Here is a 15640-nt window from a genome sequence, read left to right on the forward strand (position 1 = left end):
GGCTTTTGTTTTATCCGACAGGGCGTGGTGCAAATTACACTTGGCCGTTGTCTTCAGCTTGTTTCGCTTGGATAGCTGTCAGGGCCACTGTGTAAACAATGTCGTCTACCAGTGCGCCACGCGACAAGTCGTTCACTGGCTTGCGCATGCCTTGCAGCATTGGACCGATAGACACCAGCTCAGCAGAACGTTGTACCGCTTTGTAGGTGGTGTTACCTGTGTTCAAGTCTGGGAAGACGAACACGGTCGCTTTACCGGCAACCGGTGAATCCGGTGCTTTCGACTTAGCCACGTTTTCCATGATGGCCGCGTCGTACTGCAGTGGGCCATCAATCACGAGATCAGGGCGCTTCTCTTTGGCAAGACGAGTCGCTTCGCGAACTTTATCCACGTCAGCCCCTTTGCCTGAGCTACCGGTCGAGTAAGAGATCATCGCCACGCGCGGCTCAATACCGAATGCTGCGGCAGAGTCGGCTGATTGAATTGCAATTTCAGCCAGTTGTTCCGCGTTTGGATCCGGGTTGATCGCACAGTCACCGTAAACTAGCACTTGCTCAGGCAGCAGCATGAAGAAGACCGACGACACCAAAGAGGCGTTCGGCGCTGTCTTGATGATCTGCAGCGGTGGGCGAATGGTGTTAGCCGTGGTGTGCACGGCACCAGAAACCAGACCGTCCACTTCGTTGGCTTCTAGCATCATGGTACCCAGTACCACTGTGTCTTCCAGGTGCTCTTGCGCAATCACTTCGGTGATGCCTTTGCTCTTACGCAGCTCAACCAAGCGGGCGACATATTTGTCACGCGCTTTCACTGGATCGATGATTTCAACGCCTGCGCCCAGGGTTACGCCCTGTTGATCAGCAACACGTTTGATTTCTTCTGGGTTACCCAAAAGCACACACTCAGCAATTTTACGCTCCGCACAGATAGCGGCGGCCTTGATGGTGCGTGGCTCGTCACCTTCTGGCAGCACAATACGCTTGGCGGCTTTACGTGCAAACTCGGTGAGCTGATAACGGAAGGCCGGTGGGCTGAGGCGACGCTCACGGTTAGAGCCAGAGCTTAGTGACTCAATCCAGTTACCATCAATGTGGCTGGCTACGTGGTCGTTCACAAACTCAACACGCTCTTTGTCGTCAGCCGGGACTTCGAGGCTGAAGCTTTGCAGGTTGAGTGAGGTTTGCCAGGTGTTACCTGCGGTGGTGAACACTGGTAGGCCCGTTTCAAAGGCACGATCACACAGTGCTTTGAGCTGATCAGGGATCGAATAACCACCGGTTAGCAGCAGTGCACCGATTTCCACGCCGTTCATTGCTGCCAAGCAGGCCGCGACAATCACGTCTGGACGGTCTGCCGAGGTCACCAGCAGTGAGCCAGGACGGAAGTGCTCAACCATGTTAGGAATAGAGCGAGCGCAGAAAGTAATGCTCTTGATACGGCGTGAGTGAATTTCACCTTCGTTGATGATGGTGGCATTCAAGTGCTTGGCCATATCGCTGGCACGGGTGGCAATTAAGTCGATTTTCCACGGCACACAACCCAGTACACGGATTGGGCTCGAGTTGAAGATCTGCATCACTTCAACGTTAGTTGGACGCGCGCCGTCTGCATCGTCAAAGATTTCTGACAGATCAGGGCGGGTGCGGCCAGCATCATCCACAGGCGCATTGAGCTTGTTGATGATCACGCCAGAGATATTGCCGTTTTTGCTGCCACCAAAGTTGGTGCACGCAAACTCGATACGCTCTTTTAGCTGCGCAGGGTTGTCGGTACCTGGTGTGGTGACAAAGACAATCTCTGCATCCAGCGTCTTAGCGATCTCGTAGTTGATTTGGTTGGCAAACGGATGGTTACGCGTGGTGACCAAGCCTTCAACCAGCGCCACTTCGGTGTTTTGGGTGGCGCGTGTGAAGCGTGCAAGCACTTCTTCAAGCAGCACGTCTTCTTGATCGGAGCGCAGCAGATCTTCGGCCTGGTTCATGGACATCGACTCGGCGACTTTCATGTCACTGTTGGCGTGAATGATTTCTGTCGTCAGGTCTGTCACATCGGTGTCGCTACCGTGATGTGGCTGGGCAATGGGTTTAAAAAATGAGACGCGAACGCCTTTACGCTCCATCGCTCGCATTACGCCGAGGCTGATACTGGTCAGACCGACGCCGGAGCCGATTGGAATTAGCATAATAGTACGGGACACGTTGACTTCCTCTTACTATCTGATTGGCGTGCCGGACAGGCCGGCACAAATATAAAAACGGCTGAGTGGAATCAGCCGTTGGGAATGGTCTTACAGGCCAGTTAGGCGCGCAGTATCTTGCGCAATGACCAACTCTTCGTTGGTTGAAATCACCATGGCTGGCACACGGCTTTGGTCTGTGGTGATCACGCCTTCGCCACCAAAGCGCGCTTTCAGGTTGCGCTCTTTGTCGACATCAACACCCAGTAGCGACAAGCGCTCAAGCACGAGCTCGCGGATTGGACCTGAGTTCTCACCGATACCGCCGGTGAAGACAATCGCATCAAGACGGCCGTCTAGGGTCGCGGTGTAGCTTGCTACGTATTTGGCAAGACGGTGACAGAACACGTTCATTGCACGCGTGGCTTCTTCTTTCTCACCGTAGTTGTCTTCGACAAAGCGGCAGTCAGAGGTCACTTCGGTCAAGCCTTGCAGGCCAGACTCTTTGGTCAGCATGGTGTTGATTTGCTCAACGCTGTAACCCAGTGCATCGTGCAGGTGGAAGATAATTGCAGGATCTAAATCACCAGAGCGGGTGCCCATGACCAGACCTTCCAATGGGGTCATACCCATTGAAGTGTCGACGGATTTACCGTTTTTAATCGCACAAACTGACGCGCCGTTACCGAGGTGGCAGTTAATGATGTTCACTTCTTCTACTGGCTTGCCAAGCTGCTCTGCCGCGGCGTTAGCGATAAAGTAGTGTGACGTACCGTGCATGCCATAGCGACGGATGCCGTGCTCTTTATAAAGGTTATAAGGCAGTGCATATAGGTAGGCTTCTTCTGGCATCGTTTGATGGTATGCCGTATCGAATACCGCCACGTTTTTCAGCGCAGGGAAGGCTTTTTTCGCCGCTTCGATACCTACGATATGGGCAGGGTTGTGCAGCGGTGCAAAGCTGGCTGCATCGTGGATCCCTTTCAGTACATCGTCCGTAATTAATGCTGACTGGGTAAAGTGCTCACCACCGTGAACAACGCGGTGGCCAATGGCACCTAGGTTCTCGGCAAGCTCAGGCTTTGAGGCAAGAATGGTATCGACAATGAAATTAAGGGCTTCATTGTGTGCGGCACCTTCGCCGAGTTGGGCTTCATGCTTACCGTCCATCTTCCACTTGATGCGGGCTTCTGGAAGGTGAAGGCATTCGGCTAGACCGGTAAGATGCTCATCGCCTGATTGAGCGTCGACAATGGCGAACTTCAAAGAGGAGCTTCCGCAATTGAGTACGAGAACCAGCTTGGACATGTATGACTACCTATGTTTCGTAAGACAGAGTGTATTGAACAAAAAGGATAGTGGACAAACAGAGACACTACCTTTTTAAAAAAAGAATTATCTCATGCGTTGTCGCGGGGAAAGAACCATCTTTATCCGTCCTGGATAAATGAACGCTCCGTCGAGTACAACCAGATTAGGTTGCGAGACAATCGAATCCGAGCAACAATGATAAAGTGCGCTAAGGATAGCGGGACTTGATACAGATAACAAAAATTTTTTGAGCAATACTGGTTAATTTTGAAAGTTTTTAAACAGTTTGTTTAATTTTTATTGTAAAAGTTGAGTGATAGCGAGTCGAGTCACACTGAGTAAGTGAGGTAGGTATGACAACGAATAAGTCAATCTGGCGCTGCCTGCAAGATGGTCAGAAGTACATGCAGGAATGGCCAATGAGAAAGGAGTTGGCACCGGTCTTTCCCGAAAACCGGGTTATCACCATGACTCGTTTCGCGATTAAAGTCATGCCTGCAGTGGCGGCAATCAGTGTATTGCTGCAGATGTCGGCCAATAATGTGCAAGGGCTACCGCAAGCGGTCATTGTGGCCCTGTTCGCGTTGAGCTTGCCGGTGCAAGGATTGTGGTGGTTGGGTAAGCGTCGTGATACGCCTCTGCCGCCGGCGCTAGCAGGTTGGTATCGCGAGCTACATCAAAAAATTACCAGTGAAGGCCATGCGATGCAGCCGATTAAAAGCCAGCCAAAATACAAAGAGCTCGCGCATGCGTTAAGCCGCGCGTTTAAAGTTGATCGCGCCGCCTTGGAGCGCTGGTTCTAACAGACACGCGGAGTCGTCGCTATCGCGCAGATATCGGCCATCGACTATCAAAGAGCTAACGAGAAGAAATGATAACAAAAACGCCGACCGACTGGTCGGCGTTTTTGTATGTGAGAAAGCGTGAGCGCTTAGCTCTTTGTGGCGCGCTTGCACTGGGCGGCACCTTGCCCTTTCATTTGGCTCACCGCTTGACGCATTTCGTCCATCGACAGCCAACGCTGAGGCATGGGCTGCACGTGTAAGCGCAAGTCGGGTGCGTTGTCGCTAAGCTGGGTATGGTCGCTCACCGCAGTGATCAGTGCGAGGCGCAGTTCAGGGTCGCGGGCGTGAATTTGCGCGGCGGTTCCCAAGCCTTCAGCGATATGAAAGCGTCCCGCGATATGCACAATTTGGCTGTCAGGGTGGGCAGCATGATACTCGACGATGCTTTCGGCCATCGTGGCATCCCACGCAAGCTGGGCGGCATATTGGGCCTCGGTTTGGCTGGCGCTGCCATGGTGCATATTGGCCTTAAACTTGCGCTTATACGGTGAACCTTGGGTATCGATGGTGTCCGCAAACCAGCCACGCTGTTGCTCGGAAAGGCTGTCGAGGTACGACAACCCTTGTTTACCCATACAGCGCACCAGCCGCTTGGGGGCGTTGGCAGCAATCACCTCGATTTGGCGTTGCTTGGCTAGTTCAATCAAGGGGCGGTAACTGCCATCATAGTTATCCCAGGCATTGGCTTGCCGCTTTAACGTGTCTTCGCCGATCTCGCCGGCAAGATATTGGTCAAGGACGGGTTGTGCATCGCGACTGAATTGCTCCATCGACAGGGCCACAGGGTGTTCTGAGGCGAGCTGACTGAGTAGCTCAGTTTGAAAGCGGTGCACGCCAGGATGGCCGTGCCACTCGCCAATCAGCACCACATCGGCATCCGCCACTTGAGCGGCCACTTGGGTTAGGCTTAATGACTCACCCTCTGCGCGGGTCACTTGATAGTCAAACAAGGTGGCAAGCGCATCGGTTTTCGCATGGAGCGCCGAGCTGGTGAGTGCGATGCAGGCTGCGGCGAGCCAGGCAGTGACGATACGAACCGATACGCGACCTTGTTTCATGGGATGTCTCCTTGGCTATGATTGCTCCGCAGTGTGATGGCGATACACGCGCAGGGTGAAGTCTGCTTCGCACTCAAAGGCCTCGCTGTTGGCTAAGGTGTTACGCCACTCATCTGAGGCACGCCAAGCAAAGGGCGTCATCTGCAGCAGCGTGAGGGCTTGCTCGCCTGCCAATGTCATCGGGTAATGCAGTGAGTGCTCACTTTCTATCTGAAAGCCTGGTAATGACTCCGGTGGCGTTTCGTGTAAGCGCACCTCTTGATAGATACCGGCTTTTAGCTGAAATAGATGACGTGGACCTGGCGTTACCGTCACCACCACGCCACCTGGCTTAATCACGCGATCTAACTCTTCACCATTACAGGGCGCATAAATGCGTACCACACCATCAAGGCTGTTATCGGCAAACGGCAGGCGTTGGGAAGAGGCGACCGAGAACTGACACTGTGGATACCATTTAGCCGCATAACGCACCGCCACTTTGGCAATATCTAATCCGTGTACAGACCATTGTTGCGCTGCGGTTTGATCGGCAATCGCGTGGGTGTAGTAACCTTCGCCACAGCCAACATCTAAGATGGTTTTGTGCTCGCCATCGAGCGCTTGGGTGAGGGCGTCAATCATCGCTTGGCGCATGGGGGCGTAATGGCCGGCATTTAAAAACGCCCGACGCGCTTGGGTCATGGCCTTGTTATCGCCCGGATCTTTAGAGCGCTTAAATTGTACCGGAAGCAGATTGAGGTAGCCTTCTTTGGCGCGGTCAAATTGGTGATTATTAGCGCAATAGGCGCCACGTGACCTGGCTTGTAGGGGCTGTTGGCACAGCGGGCATCGATAAATCATGGTTGTTCGGTGTGTTAGCGTGAATGGGCTTAAGGGTACGGGCTTGCGAGGCGTTCGACAAGCGCGGCGCGAGCAAATTAAACAGCCGCCTCGTGGGCGGCTGGCAATGGAGAGGGTCGCTTGCTTTGGTTTAGGCGGCGAGGATCTGCTCAATCTCGGTTAAGCTTAAGTGGAACTGGCGCGGGCACTCACGCCACACGTTCAGCATGCGACGGTACTTTTCCAGCATGGGCATTTGGCTGTTAAAGCGGTGCTCGCCTTGGTCGAATTGTGGATAAAGCCCCTCCGTATCAACAAGAAAGCGGACATAATGCACTAAGGCACCTTCAGTGGCGGCATCGAAGCCCCAGAATTGAACGCGGCGCGGTGATAAGGCGGCTTGGTTGGCATCGTCCAGGAGGTTGTAAGAGGCTTGCATGGCATGGTGCATTTCCATGATATCAATGATCTCACGGCATTGGGTTTCACATAATGCCTCGAACTGGCTGATCACTTCCGCCATTTGCAAGCCGTAACCGCGCTCAATAATGGTTTGTAAGCGGCGATACTTTTCGCTATTAGAGGGATCGAGGTGGCACATTAATTGGTATTGATTAGATAAAATTAGACGTTGTGCAGGGGTCATATCCATCGCGGTTGGCCTCTTAACTCTCAAAGGTACAATAGTCATTCATCAATTGATGAGGGAATAAATAGAGACTACCAGCTCTATGAGGGTGAAATCTTGATCTGAGCTATGTCCGTAGCACGTTTATCACCCGCTAGTGGTTGTGTCAGTCAGAGGTAGAAAAGGTCAGTGACTAGGGATTAAATATGTTTGAGTTCGCCGAAGTGAGTGGTTGGCAATGGGGCGGCTGGTTATTGTGGGCAGCGGTGCTTTATCGGACCTATCCACCAGAGTTTTTCTCTAAGCTGCGCCAAGAAACCGGGTATCAGCATTTGGCGTTTTCCTCCGCGGTGGTGTTGTTTGCGTTGTGGGCGCTCCAGGCGGGGATTAAAGAAGGGCTGGATATCCACTTTTTAGGCGTGACCACTTTAGCCTTGTGCCACGGTTGGCGCATTGCTATTTGGATTGCCACTGTGCCACTGGCGTTGATGGCGGTGTTTGGTTTTGTTCCTGTTGCTGATGTGGGCATGACCGCATTGACCACGGCGGTGTTACCTATCACTTTTAGTTATGGCATTTTCGCGCTCAGTTACCACTACTTAACCCGGCATTTGTTTATTTACATCTTTATCGCTGCATTTATCGGTGCGGCGCTCACCATGGTATTCCAGCTCTCCGTGACCTCGTTGTGGTATTGGCTGGCCGATAGGCACAGCTGGCAGGATATCGTGCATAACTACCTGCAAATTGCGCTACTGATGTGGTTCCCTGAGGCGCTATTAAATGGCATGGCGGTGACGGTGATGGCGGTGTATCGCCCTCATTGGCTACGCACTTTTTACGATCGAGAGTATCTATCACCCGAGCGTTAGTGTGCGTCAATGCAGCGGTGACGGTGAAATCTAGATGAAAAAATGCCGCCAGTATTGACCGGCGGCGTTATCGATAATGGCCATTCCTGTGTTAGGCGGTGACTAATCCTTCTTTGGCATCAGTGGGCAGGATGTCCATTGCGTTACCATAAAGTGGCGCGAGCGCTCGAACCACATTGGCGCGCGTGATCACACCCACCAATCGCTCGTCTTTCATCACCGGATAAATATAGGGGCGCGATAAGGTTTGTGTTTTGGCGCGCTCTAACGCTGATTGGGTGGTAAAGCGAGTGGCAATCCCCGCATCACTGACCGGGTAGAGCACTTGATTATCAATGCTCATGTACTGTGCCAGTTCAATCACCGATTGGTCTGCCTCAACCGTTTGTGCCTCGGTGCGCATCAGATCTTCAACTTTCGCATCCATATCTGGTTGATAGTCATTCCACCATAAATCCACCAAGACATCCTGCACCGAGAAAAAGCCAACCAGTTGATTCTGGCTGTCTACCACAGGGGCACCTTGAAGTTGATGGCGGTTAAGTTGCTCTATGGCGTCAGCCACAAACTGCTGAGCTTTTAAGGCACACTGAGCCGATTGCATATGGTTTTCAATGGTTAAGGTTTCTTGGGTCATAACAGGTCTCTCAGAATAAGGCACAGACGGTAGCGTCAATGAAGAAATGTGCGCGGTTTTATTTTCTCTTTCTGGGTTGATAATTAGCCAATAGCCCATGCCGACAAGGCCGGCACCACCCACGATATTGCCAAGGGTGACGGGGATTAAATTGGCGCTAATAAACTGGATGAGGTTGACATCACTAAAGGCTGCGGGGGAGCTACCTACTGCTTGCCAAAAGCTATCTGGTGCGAAGGTGGCGATGCTCATGCCCAATGGCACCATGAACATATTGGCGACGCTGTGCTCAAAACCAGTGCTGACAAACATGGCAACAGGTAAAATCACCATCACGGCTTTGGTTAGTGGGTTTTGCGAGGTAAATGTCATCCAAATCGCTAAACAAACGAGCAAGTTACAGAGCACGCCTAGGGAGAACGCTTGCAGCCAGCTGTGATGCAGTTTGTGCTGCGCAACGTGTAGGGCGTTGAGCCCCCATTGCCCATCATCAAGCTGATACAGACCCGCTGCCATCACGATCAGTACTAACAAGAGTGCGCCACATAAGTTGCCGATATACACCCTTGCCCAGGTATAAAGCAGGCTGCGCGTACTAATTTTACCGTTGGCGCGAGCGAGCATTGATAGCACTGTGCTGGTAAATAGCTCGGCCCCGCCGAGCACCACGAGGATCAATCCCATGCTAAAGGCCAGTCCGCCCATCAGTCGGGTTAGCCCCCAGCCGGCATGACTGCCTGTGGTGACCGTGAGGTAAAACACGAAAGCCAACCCGATAAACAGGCCTGCCATCATCGCCAGCCCGACGGCCATACGGGTCGATTTGCGCGACTTGCTCTCAGCGTATTGTTCGGCTTGCACCAGCAGTGCAGCGGGGCCGTCAGTGTGAATGGGGGTTACCATCGGCTGCCTCCTCTTTTGGCGATGCATGCCCGACCTTGAAGACAAAAAAACATACTGGTTGTACTCCTTTTTAGACTGAATGTGAATAAATCCAGCCTATTCCTGTGGTTATCAGGAGTAAAATTGATATTTCTTAGGGTAATAATCACAAAAATTGATAGTCTGATGTCATCAAAATCAGACAGTGAAGGAGAGAGAATGCGCTACTCACTTAAGCAGCTTGCCGTGTTTGAGGCGATTGCTGCGATGGGCAGTGTGAGCCGTGCTGCCGATCATTTAGCGTTAACTCAGTCGGCGACTAGCATGGCGCTTTCACAGCTCGAAAAGCTACTCGGTAGGCCTCTCTTTGAGCGCCAAGGCAAGCAAATGCAGTTAACCTATTGGGGAGCATGGCTGCGACCTAAAGCACGACAACTGCTGTTTGATGCGCAACAAATTGAAGCAGGGTTTGATGGACAGCACATTATTAGTGGTGATATTGCCTTAATTGCCAGTCAGACTGCGGCAGAGCACCTGATTCCAGACCTTATCAGTATTATTGATAGTGACTTTCCTGAGCTGAGAATCGACTTTACGGTGAAAAATACCCAGAAGGTGATTGATAGTGTGCGCCGCTATCAGCACGACTTGGGGATCATTGAAGGGCGTTGTGACGATAGCCGATTGAAGCAACAAGTGTGGTGCCATGACCATTTGGTGGTGGTGGCGGCCAAGCATCATCCTTATGCAAAGCGCGATCAGGTAAGCCTTGCGCAGCTGGAGCAAGCCCAGTGGGTGCTGAGAGAGCCGGGAGCGGGGACACGGCACAGTTTTGATAGTGCCATTCATGGCGTTATCGAAGATCTTGATGTGCGCCGTGAATATGAGCAGGTGCCGGTATTACGCACCTTGGTGGCTAACTCCAATTACCTCAGTTGCTTGCCGTATCTTGATGTAGAAAAGTGGTTAGCACGTGAAGAGTTGGTGGCGCTAAATGTGCCTGAGCTAAACATGCGACGCACATTGTCTTTTATTTGGCGAGCGGATGCGGCGGATAACCCGTTGCGCGACTGTATTATCCGTGAAGCAATCCGAATGACGAAGGCGAGGCGACGCGAGATGTAAGGCCAAAAAAGCCGGCTGTATGGCCGGCTTTATGGGGTTAACGCTTAGTAAGTGACACTGTGACCGTAACTGGCAATGATCTCTTTGACTCTATCCATCACTTCTTTTGATGGGGGCGAGACGTCTTGCAGCTCGTAGTCATGACCCAACGCTTCCCATTTGTGCGCGCCGAGTTGGTGGTAGGGAAGTAACTCGACTTTTTCAATGTTATCCATGTCTTGAATAAATTGGCCGAGACGATGGGCAGAGTCATCATCATCGGTGTAACCGGGGACAACCACGTAACGAATCCAGGTTTTTTGCCCAATTTTGTGCAGGTACTTAGCAAAGTCGAGGGTTCGTCGGTTCGATACGCCGACCAAGTCTTCGTGGACGTGATCGTTGAGTTGCTTAAGATCCAGCATCACTAAATCGGTGGCCTCAAGGACTTCATCAATCACCGGGGTGTGTTTGCGAATATAGCCGTTGGTATCTAAACAGGTGTGGATCCCTTCCGCGTTAGCGGCTCGGAAAAAATCACGCACAAATTCGGGCTGCAACATGGCCTCACCGCCAGATGCTGTCACCCCGCCACCAGAGGCGGTGATAAAATGGCGATAGGCGCGCACATCTTTCATTATCTCATCGACGGTCACTTCTTTGCCGCCGTGCGTGTCCCACGTATCACGGTTATGACAGTATTTGCACCGCATCAAACAGCCTTGCATAAAGACAATAAAGCGGATACCTGGGCCGTCTACGGTGCCACAGGATTCAAACGAATGGATGCGACCAATTGTCGACATAACTGTCTCCAGACTGCGAATGGCTATGTCGTCATTTTATTACAAAAGCCGGTGTGAAGATAAGGGAATTCCCCGCTTTTTCGCACTTCTCACCTTCGTATTTCTTCTTTTTTGCATTCCTGTCATAGCTTGATCACAGTTCCAGTTTTCCATCGCTTAACGAATGAGACGTTAACCAGATAAATTCCATGCTGTTTTTGTGACTTTTCGTTTTTTTGTCCAAACTTACGTGCGACACGTCGCCAAAGCGATACATGCTTATGCCAGGTTGCATGCAAGCAAGGACATGCTTGGTGTCAGGCTAGGATCAAAGCAAATGCTAGGACTTATAATGAGAAGAATCAGTGATCTGAGAGTGAAAAATAAGCTTGTTGCACTAATGCTGGTTGCCGTTGTGTTGCTGGCAGGGATCAGCGCGTACACCATCAACAAAGAGCGGGAGCAATCCTATGCTGAACGGACGGCCTCGTTGCGCGCCAATATTGAGGTGGCGCAAAGCGTGGTCGCCTATTACCGACAGCAGGCACCACAAATTGGCGAAGAAGAAGCAAAGGCACAAGCGATCGCCCAACTTAATAAACTGCGTTATGACGGCAATAACTACTTTTGGGTGCTTAAACCTGATCTCACCATTGTTAACCACCCGATTAAGCCCAAGTTAAACGGTACAAGTGCGGACGGGCTAACCGATGGTGACGGCAAGCATCACTGGCGTGAGATGGTGCAGGTCAGTAAAGACGCGCAGGGCGGTGTGCTCGATTACACCTGGCGCTCACCTGAGGGCGAGATGAAGCCGAAAATTTCGTACGTAAAACGGGTTGATGGCTGGAATTGGATTATTGGCTCAGGCGTCCATGTCAGTGATATCGAGGAGCGGGTGATACAATCTGCTTGGCAAATTGGTGGTTTAACTTTGTTATCTGGCGTTATTTTGCTGGTAGCGGGTGGGTTTGTCAGCCGCGATATCGTGGTGCCATTGGACGAGCTGGTGGAAAAATTTGATCGCATTGCTGGTGGCGATCTTCGGGTAGAGTGCGGTTATACCCGCCATGATGAAATTGGCAAACTCGCTCGTCGAATGGATACCGCAATGAGCAGTGTCCGCGAGGCGCTGCGTGTTGCGCATGAGGAAGCCAAGCAATCATCGACCATGGCGTCCTCCATTGCATCGGCCAGTGAGGAGAGTGCACAAAGTATTCAATCTCAGCGCGCACAACTTGAGCAGCTCGCCACGGCGATGAACGAAATGACGGCTACCGTGGCCGATGTTGCTGATCACGCTGAGCAAACCGCGCAAGCGACCAACGATATTTCGTCGATGGCGGAAGACAGCAACCATAAGCTAGATAGCACGGTGGCCAGTATTCGTGAAGTGGCCGAGCGTATTGCCGCAGCGGATAAATTGGTGAATCAAGTGAAGCAAGGGGTGATGGAGATCAGTGATGTGGCGACGGTGATCCAAGGCATCTCTGAGCAAACTAACCTGCTGGCACTCAATGCGGCGATTGAAGCGGCGCGAGCGGGTGAGCAAGGCCGTGGCTTTGCGGTGGTGGCCGATGAAGTGCGCTCGCTTGCACAAGGCACGCAAAAATCGACCACCCAAATTCAAGGCACGATTGAATCACTCACTAACAACGCAATTGAGGCCGCTGAGGCGATGACATCAAGCCATCAGTCTAGTGAAGACAGTGTGAATACGGCATTGGAAACTCAAGAGCAATTGAAGGAAATGGTGAGTGCTTTGCACGACTCAAATGATCGCGTGGTACAAATTGCCGCGGCGGCAGAAGAGCAGGGCACGGTGTCGGAAGAGATGAACCAAAATGTGAGTAATATTCACAACTCGGCTAATGAAGTGAGCGGCGCGGCGTCGCACCTTGCTGAGCAAAGCCAGTTACTTGCAGATTCAGCACGCGAGTTGGACAGTAAGTTGGATCGCTTTGAAGTGGGGTAATTGCTGATTGCGCCTAGCTGGCAGGTTAAACAGCCGCTCGCTGGGCGTTGCCTCTTTGGCGTTGCACCTGGACAAAGCAAGACATCGTGCTGAAAAGCGACAGACAAATAAAAACCGCCAGCATTGCCGGCGGTTTTTTCTTTAGGCGTTAACCCTTATTTATCTCTTACAGTGAAGAGGTAAAGGTACGGGTAATGACGTCTTGTTGCTGCTCTTTGGTCAGCGAGTTAAAACGTACCGCATAACCTGATACGCGAATGGTCAGCTGAGGATAGTTCTCAGGGTGGTCCATCGCGTCCAACAACATTTCACGGTTCATCACGTTGACGTTCAAGTGCTGGCCACCTTCTTGACCGCTTTCGTGGTGGAAGTAACCATCCATCAAGCCTGCCAAGTTAGCGCGTTGTGCGTTCTCATCTTTACCCAGTGCATTTGGCACGATAGAGAAGGTATAAGAAATACCGTCTTTGGCGTGGGCAAATGGCAGTTTACCAACAGATGTCAGTGACGCGACAGCGCCTTTTTCATCACGGCCGTGCATAGGGTTAGCACCTGGACCAAATGGCATGCCAGCTTTACGACCATCAGGCGTGTTACCCGTTTTCTTACCATATACCACGTTTGAAGTGATAGTCAGGATAGACTGGGTAGGCACCGCGTCACGGTAGGTCTTCAGTGAACGGATTTTGTTCATGAAGCGCTCAACCAGGTCACAAGCGATTTGGTCAACACGCTCGTCGTTGTTACCAAATGCTGGGTATTCGCCTTCGATATCAAAGTCGATTGCAATGCCGTCTTCGTCACGAATTGGCTTCACTTTGGCGTATTTAATCGCGGCCAATGAGTCAGCTGCTACCGAGAGACCCGCGATACCACATGCCATGGTGCGATATACATCACGGTCGTGGAAGGCCATCAGCGCCGCTTCATAGCTGTACTTGTCGTGCATGAAGTGGATGCTGTTTAGGGCTGTGACATACTGCTTAGCCAGCCAGTTCATTAAGTGATCCATGCGATCCATGACTTTGTCATAGTCCAACACTTCGTCAGTCATTGGCGCGTGTTCAGGCGCAACTTGGATTTTCAGCTTCTCGTCAATACCACCGTTGATGGTATAAAGCAGGGTTTTCGCCAAGTTGGCACGAGCACCGAAGAATTGCATTTGCTTACCCACGATCATGGGTGATACGCAGCACGCAATCGCATAATCGTCATTGTCGAAGTCAGTGCGCATCAGATCGTCGTTCTCGTACTGGATAGACGAGGTGTCGATAGAGACTTTGGCACAGAACTTTTTGAAGCCTTCAGGTAGCTGCTCAGACCAAAGCACGGTGATGTTTGGCTCTGGGCTTGGCCCCATCGTGTACAGGCTGTTTAGGAAACGGAAGCTGGTACGTGAAACCAGTGGACGACCGTCAACACCCATACCGGCAACCGATTCTGTTGCCCAAATTGGGTCACCAGAGAAGAGATCATCATACTCAGGCGTACGTAGGAAACGCACCATGCGCAGCTTCATCACGAAGTGATCGATCAGTTCTTGGGCTTGCTCTTCAGTCAGTTTACCCGCCGCGATATCGCGCTCTACATAGATATCGAGGAAGGTAGAGGTACGGCCAAGTGACATGGCGGCACCGTTTTGGGTTTTCACTGCACCCAAGTAACCGAAGTACGTCCACTGAATCGCTTCTTGCGCGGTTTCGGCTGGGCGAGAAATGTCACAGCCGTATCTTGCGGCCATTTCTTTCAATTGACCCAGTGCGCGATGCTGCTCTGCAATTTCTTCACGCAGTTGCATGGTCATCTGCAGATCTTCGCCGTTTTCGAATTTCTCTTGCAGTGAATCGAATTGGGCTTTTTTGTCTTTCATCAAGAAGTCGATACCGTATAGCGCAACGCGACGGTAGTCACCGATGATACGGCCACGGCCATACGCATCAGGCAAACCAGTCAACACGCCAGATTTACGGCACTTCATGATTTCTGGGGTATAAATATCGAAAACGCCTTGGTTGTGGGTTTTACGATATTCGGTGAAGATTTTCTTCACTTGTGGGTCAAGTTCGCGGCCATATGCGTCGCATGAACCTTGAACCATGCGGATACCACCATACGGGAGCATCGCGCGTTTTAGCGGCGCGTCAGTCTGTAGACCGACAATCTGTTCCAGATCTTTCTCGATGTAGCCGGCGTCGTGAGACGTCAGGGTAGAAACCACAGACGTATCAAAATCAACCGGTGCATGCGTCGCGTTCTCTTGCTTGATGCCTTCCATCACGCGCGCCCACAGTTTGCGAGTGGCGTCAGTTGGCTCAGAAACTAGGAATGATTCGTCGCCCTCGTAAGGGGTATAGTTTTTCTGGATGAAGTCACGAACATCAACTTCTTTGCTCCAGTTACCTTCAACAAATCCTTCCCATGCATTGGAAACGTGCTCAGACATGTTGCACCTACCTGTACTCTTTTCAAAAAGATATGTATTGGGACCAGGTTCAGTCATCGTATTTGTCAGTATGGCTGACGCCTGCGACCCATCGATTTATCC

The 15640-nt window shown here is 51.7% G+C and carries 12 protein-coding genes; 4 read left to right on the forward strand and 8 right to left on the reverse strand.

From position 1 onward, the window contains the following. Positions 1-34: 34 nt before the first annotated feature. Positions 35-2182 (reverse strand): phosphate acetyltransferase, encoded by a 2148-nt coding sequence (pta, locus tag N8M53_RS04020; RefSeq protein ID WP_046073660.1) that lies wholly within the window; start codon positions 2180-2182, stop codon positions 35-37. Between the two features lie 105 nt (positions 2183-2287). Further along, positions 2288-3484 (reverse strand): acetate kinase, encoded by a 1197-nt coding sequence (locus N8M53_RS04025; protein WP_269579568.1) that lies wholly within the window; start codon positions 3482-3484, stop codon positions 2288-2290. A 356-nt stretch (positions 3485-3840) separates the two neighbouring features. Here N8M53_RS04025 and yfbV point away from each other — a divergent pair, with 356 nt between their 5' ends. Further along, positions 3841-4290: a terminus macrodomain insulation protein YfbV gene (yfbV, locus tag N8M53_RS04030; protein ID WP_046073658.1), complete on the forward strand. Its 450-nt coding sequence runs from the start codon at positions 3841-3843 to the stop codon at positions 4288-4290. Between the two features lie 128 nt (positions 4291-4418). On the opposite strand, the gene N8M53_RS04035 is transcribed toward yfbV, so the two are convergent. From N8M53_RS04035 to N8M53_RS04045, 3 genes are all read right to left on the reverse strand, one after another. Continuing rightward, positions 4419-5390 carry a ChaN family lipoprotein gene (locus N8M53_RS04035; RefSeq protein WP_269579569.1) on the reverse strand — a complete coding sequence of 324 codons (972 nt, stop codon included), beginning with the start codon at positions 5388-5390 and terminating at the stop codon, positions 4419-4421. Positions 5391-5405: 15 nt separating this feature from the next. Continuing rightward, positions 5406-6233 carry a 23S rRNA (guanine(745)-N(1))-methyltransferase gene (gene rlmA / locus N8M53_RS04040; protein WP_269579570.1) on the reverse strand — a complete coding sequence of 276 codons (828 nt, stop codon included), beginning with the start codon at positions 6231-6233 and terminating at the stop codon, positions 5406-5408. 130 nt (positions 6234-6363) lie between these two features. Further along, complete coding sequence (locus N8M53_RS04045) at positions 6364-6864, reverse strand: YfbU family protein (protein WP_269579571.1); 501 nt, start codon at positions 6862-6864, stop codon at positions 6364-6366. Between the two features lie 182 nt (positions 6865-7046). Between N8M53_RS04045 and N8M53_RS04050 the strand changes: the two genes are divergently transcribed. Then, on the forward strand, positions 7047-7712 hold the full coding sequence (locus N8M53_RS04050; RefSeq protein WP_077771007.1) for an energy-coupling factor ABC transporter permease: 666 nt from the start codon (positions 7047-7049) through the stop codon (positions 7710-7712). A 91-nt stretch (positions 7713-7803) separates the two neighbouring features. Here N8M53_RS04050 and focA read toward each other — a convergent pair whose 3' ends face one another. Continuing rightward, positions 7804-9252 (reverse strand): formate transporter FocA, encoded by a 1449-nt coding sequence (gene focA, locus N8M53_RS04055; protein ID WP_269579572.1) that lies wholly within the window; start codon positions 9250-9252, stop codon positions 7804-7806. Between the two features lie 198 nt (positions 9253-9450). On the opposite strand from focA, the gene N8M53_RS04060 reads away from it, so the two are divergent. After that, complete coding sequence (locus N8M53_RS04060) at positions 9451-10356, forward strand: LysR substrate-binding domain-containing protein (RefSeq protein ID WP_269579573.1); 906 nt, start codon at positions 9451-9453, stop codon at positions 10354-10356. A gap of 44 nt (positions 10357-10400) precedes the next feature. On the opposite strand, the gene pflA is transcribed toward N8M53_RS04060, so the two are convergent. Beyond that, entirely contained in the window at positions 10401-11141 is a 741-nt protein-coding gene (pflA, locus tag N8M53_RS04065; protein WP_269579574.1) for a pyruvate formate lyase 1-activating protein, read from the reverse strand. A 331-nt stretch (positions 11142-11472) separates the two neighbouring features. On the opposite strand from pflA, the gene N8M53_RS04070 reads away from it, so the two are divergent. Next, complete coding sequence (locus N8M53_RS04070) at positions 11473-13095, forward strand: methyl-accepting chemotaxis protein (RefSeq protein ID WP_269579575.1); 1623 nt, start codon at positions 11473-11475, stop codon at positions 13093-13095. A gap of 166 nt (positions 13096-13261) precedes the next feature. Here the strand turns inward: N8M53_RS04070 and pflB are convergent, their stop codons facing one another. Continuing rightward, positions 13262-15538 carry a formate C-acetyltransferase gene (gene pflB, locus N8M53_RS04075; RefSeq protein WP_269579576.1) on the reverse strand — a complete coding sequence of 759 codons (2277 nt, stop codon included), beginning with the start codon at positions 15536-15538 and terminating at the stop codon, positions 13262-13264. Positions 15539-15640 lie beyond the last annotated feature (102 nt).

The organism is Salinivibrio kushneri (genome assembly GCF_027286325.1).
GTDB classification, from domain to species: Bacteria; Pseudomonadota; Gammaproteobacteria; order Enterobacterales; family Vibrionaceae; genus Salinivibrio; species Salinivibrio kushneri_A.

Excerpts from the sequence above, each read along its gene's own strand:
- pta (WP_046073660.1), bottom strand. The coding sequence starts at position 2,182 with ATGCTAATTCCAATCGGCTCCGGCGTCGGTCTGACCAGTATCAGCCTC.
- N8M53_RS04025 (WP_269579568.1), bottom strand. The coding sequence starts at position 3,484 with ATGTCCAAGCTGGTTCTCGTACTCAATTGCGGAAGCTCCTCTTTGAAG.
- yfbV (WP_046073658.1), top strand. The coding sequence starts at position 3,841 with ATGACAACGAATAAGTCAATCTGGCGCTGCCTGCAAGATGGTCAGAAG.
- N8M53_RS04035 (WP_269579569.1), bottom strand. The coding sequence starts at position 5,390 with ATGAAACAAGGTCGCGTATCGGTTCGTATCGTCACTGCCTGGCTCGCC.
- rlmA (WP_269579570.1), bottom strand. The coding sequence starts at position 6,233 with ATGATTTATCGATGCCCGCTGTGCCAACAGCCCCTACAAGCCAGGTCA.
- N8M53_RS04045 (WP_269579571.1), bottom strand. The coding sequence starts at position 6,864 with ATGGATATGACCCCTGCACAACGTCTAATTTTATCTAATCAATACCAA.
- N8M53_RS04050 (WP_077771007.1), top strand. The coding sequence starts at position 7,047 with ATGTTTGAGTTCGCCGAAGTGAGTGGTTGGCAATGGGGCGGCTGGTTA.
- focA (WP_269579572.1), bottom strand. The coding sequence starts at position 9,252 with ATGGTAACCCCCATTCACACTGACGGCCCCGCTGCACTGCTGGTGCAA.
- N8M53_RS04060 (WP_269579573.1), top strand. The coding sequence starts at position 9,451 with ATGCGCTACTCACTTAAGCAGCTTGCCGTGTTTGAGGCGATTGCTGCG.
- pflA (WP_269579574.1), bottom strand. The coding sequence starts at position 11,141 with ATGTCGACAATTGGTCGCATCCATTCGTTTGAATCCTGTGGCACCGTA.
- N8M53_RS04070 (WP_269579575.1), top strand. The coding sequence starts at position 11,473 with ATGAGAAGAATCAGTGATCTGAGAGTGAAAAATAAGCTTGTTGCACTA.
- pflB (WP_269579576.1), bottom strand. The coding sequence starts at position 15,538 with ATGTCTGAGCACGTTTCCAATGCATGGGAAGGATTTGTTGAAGGTAAC.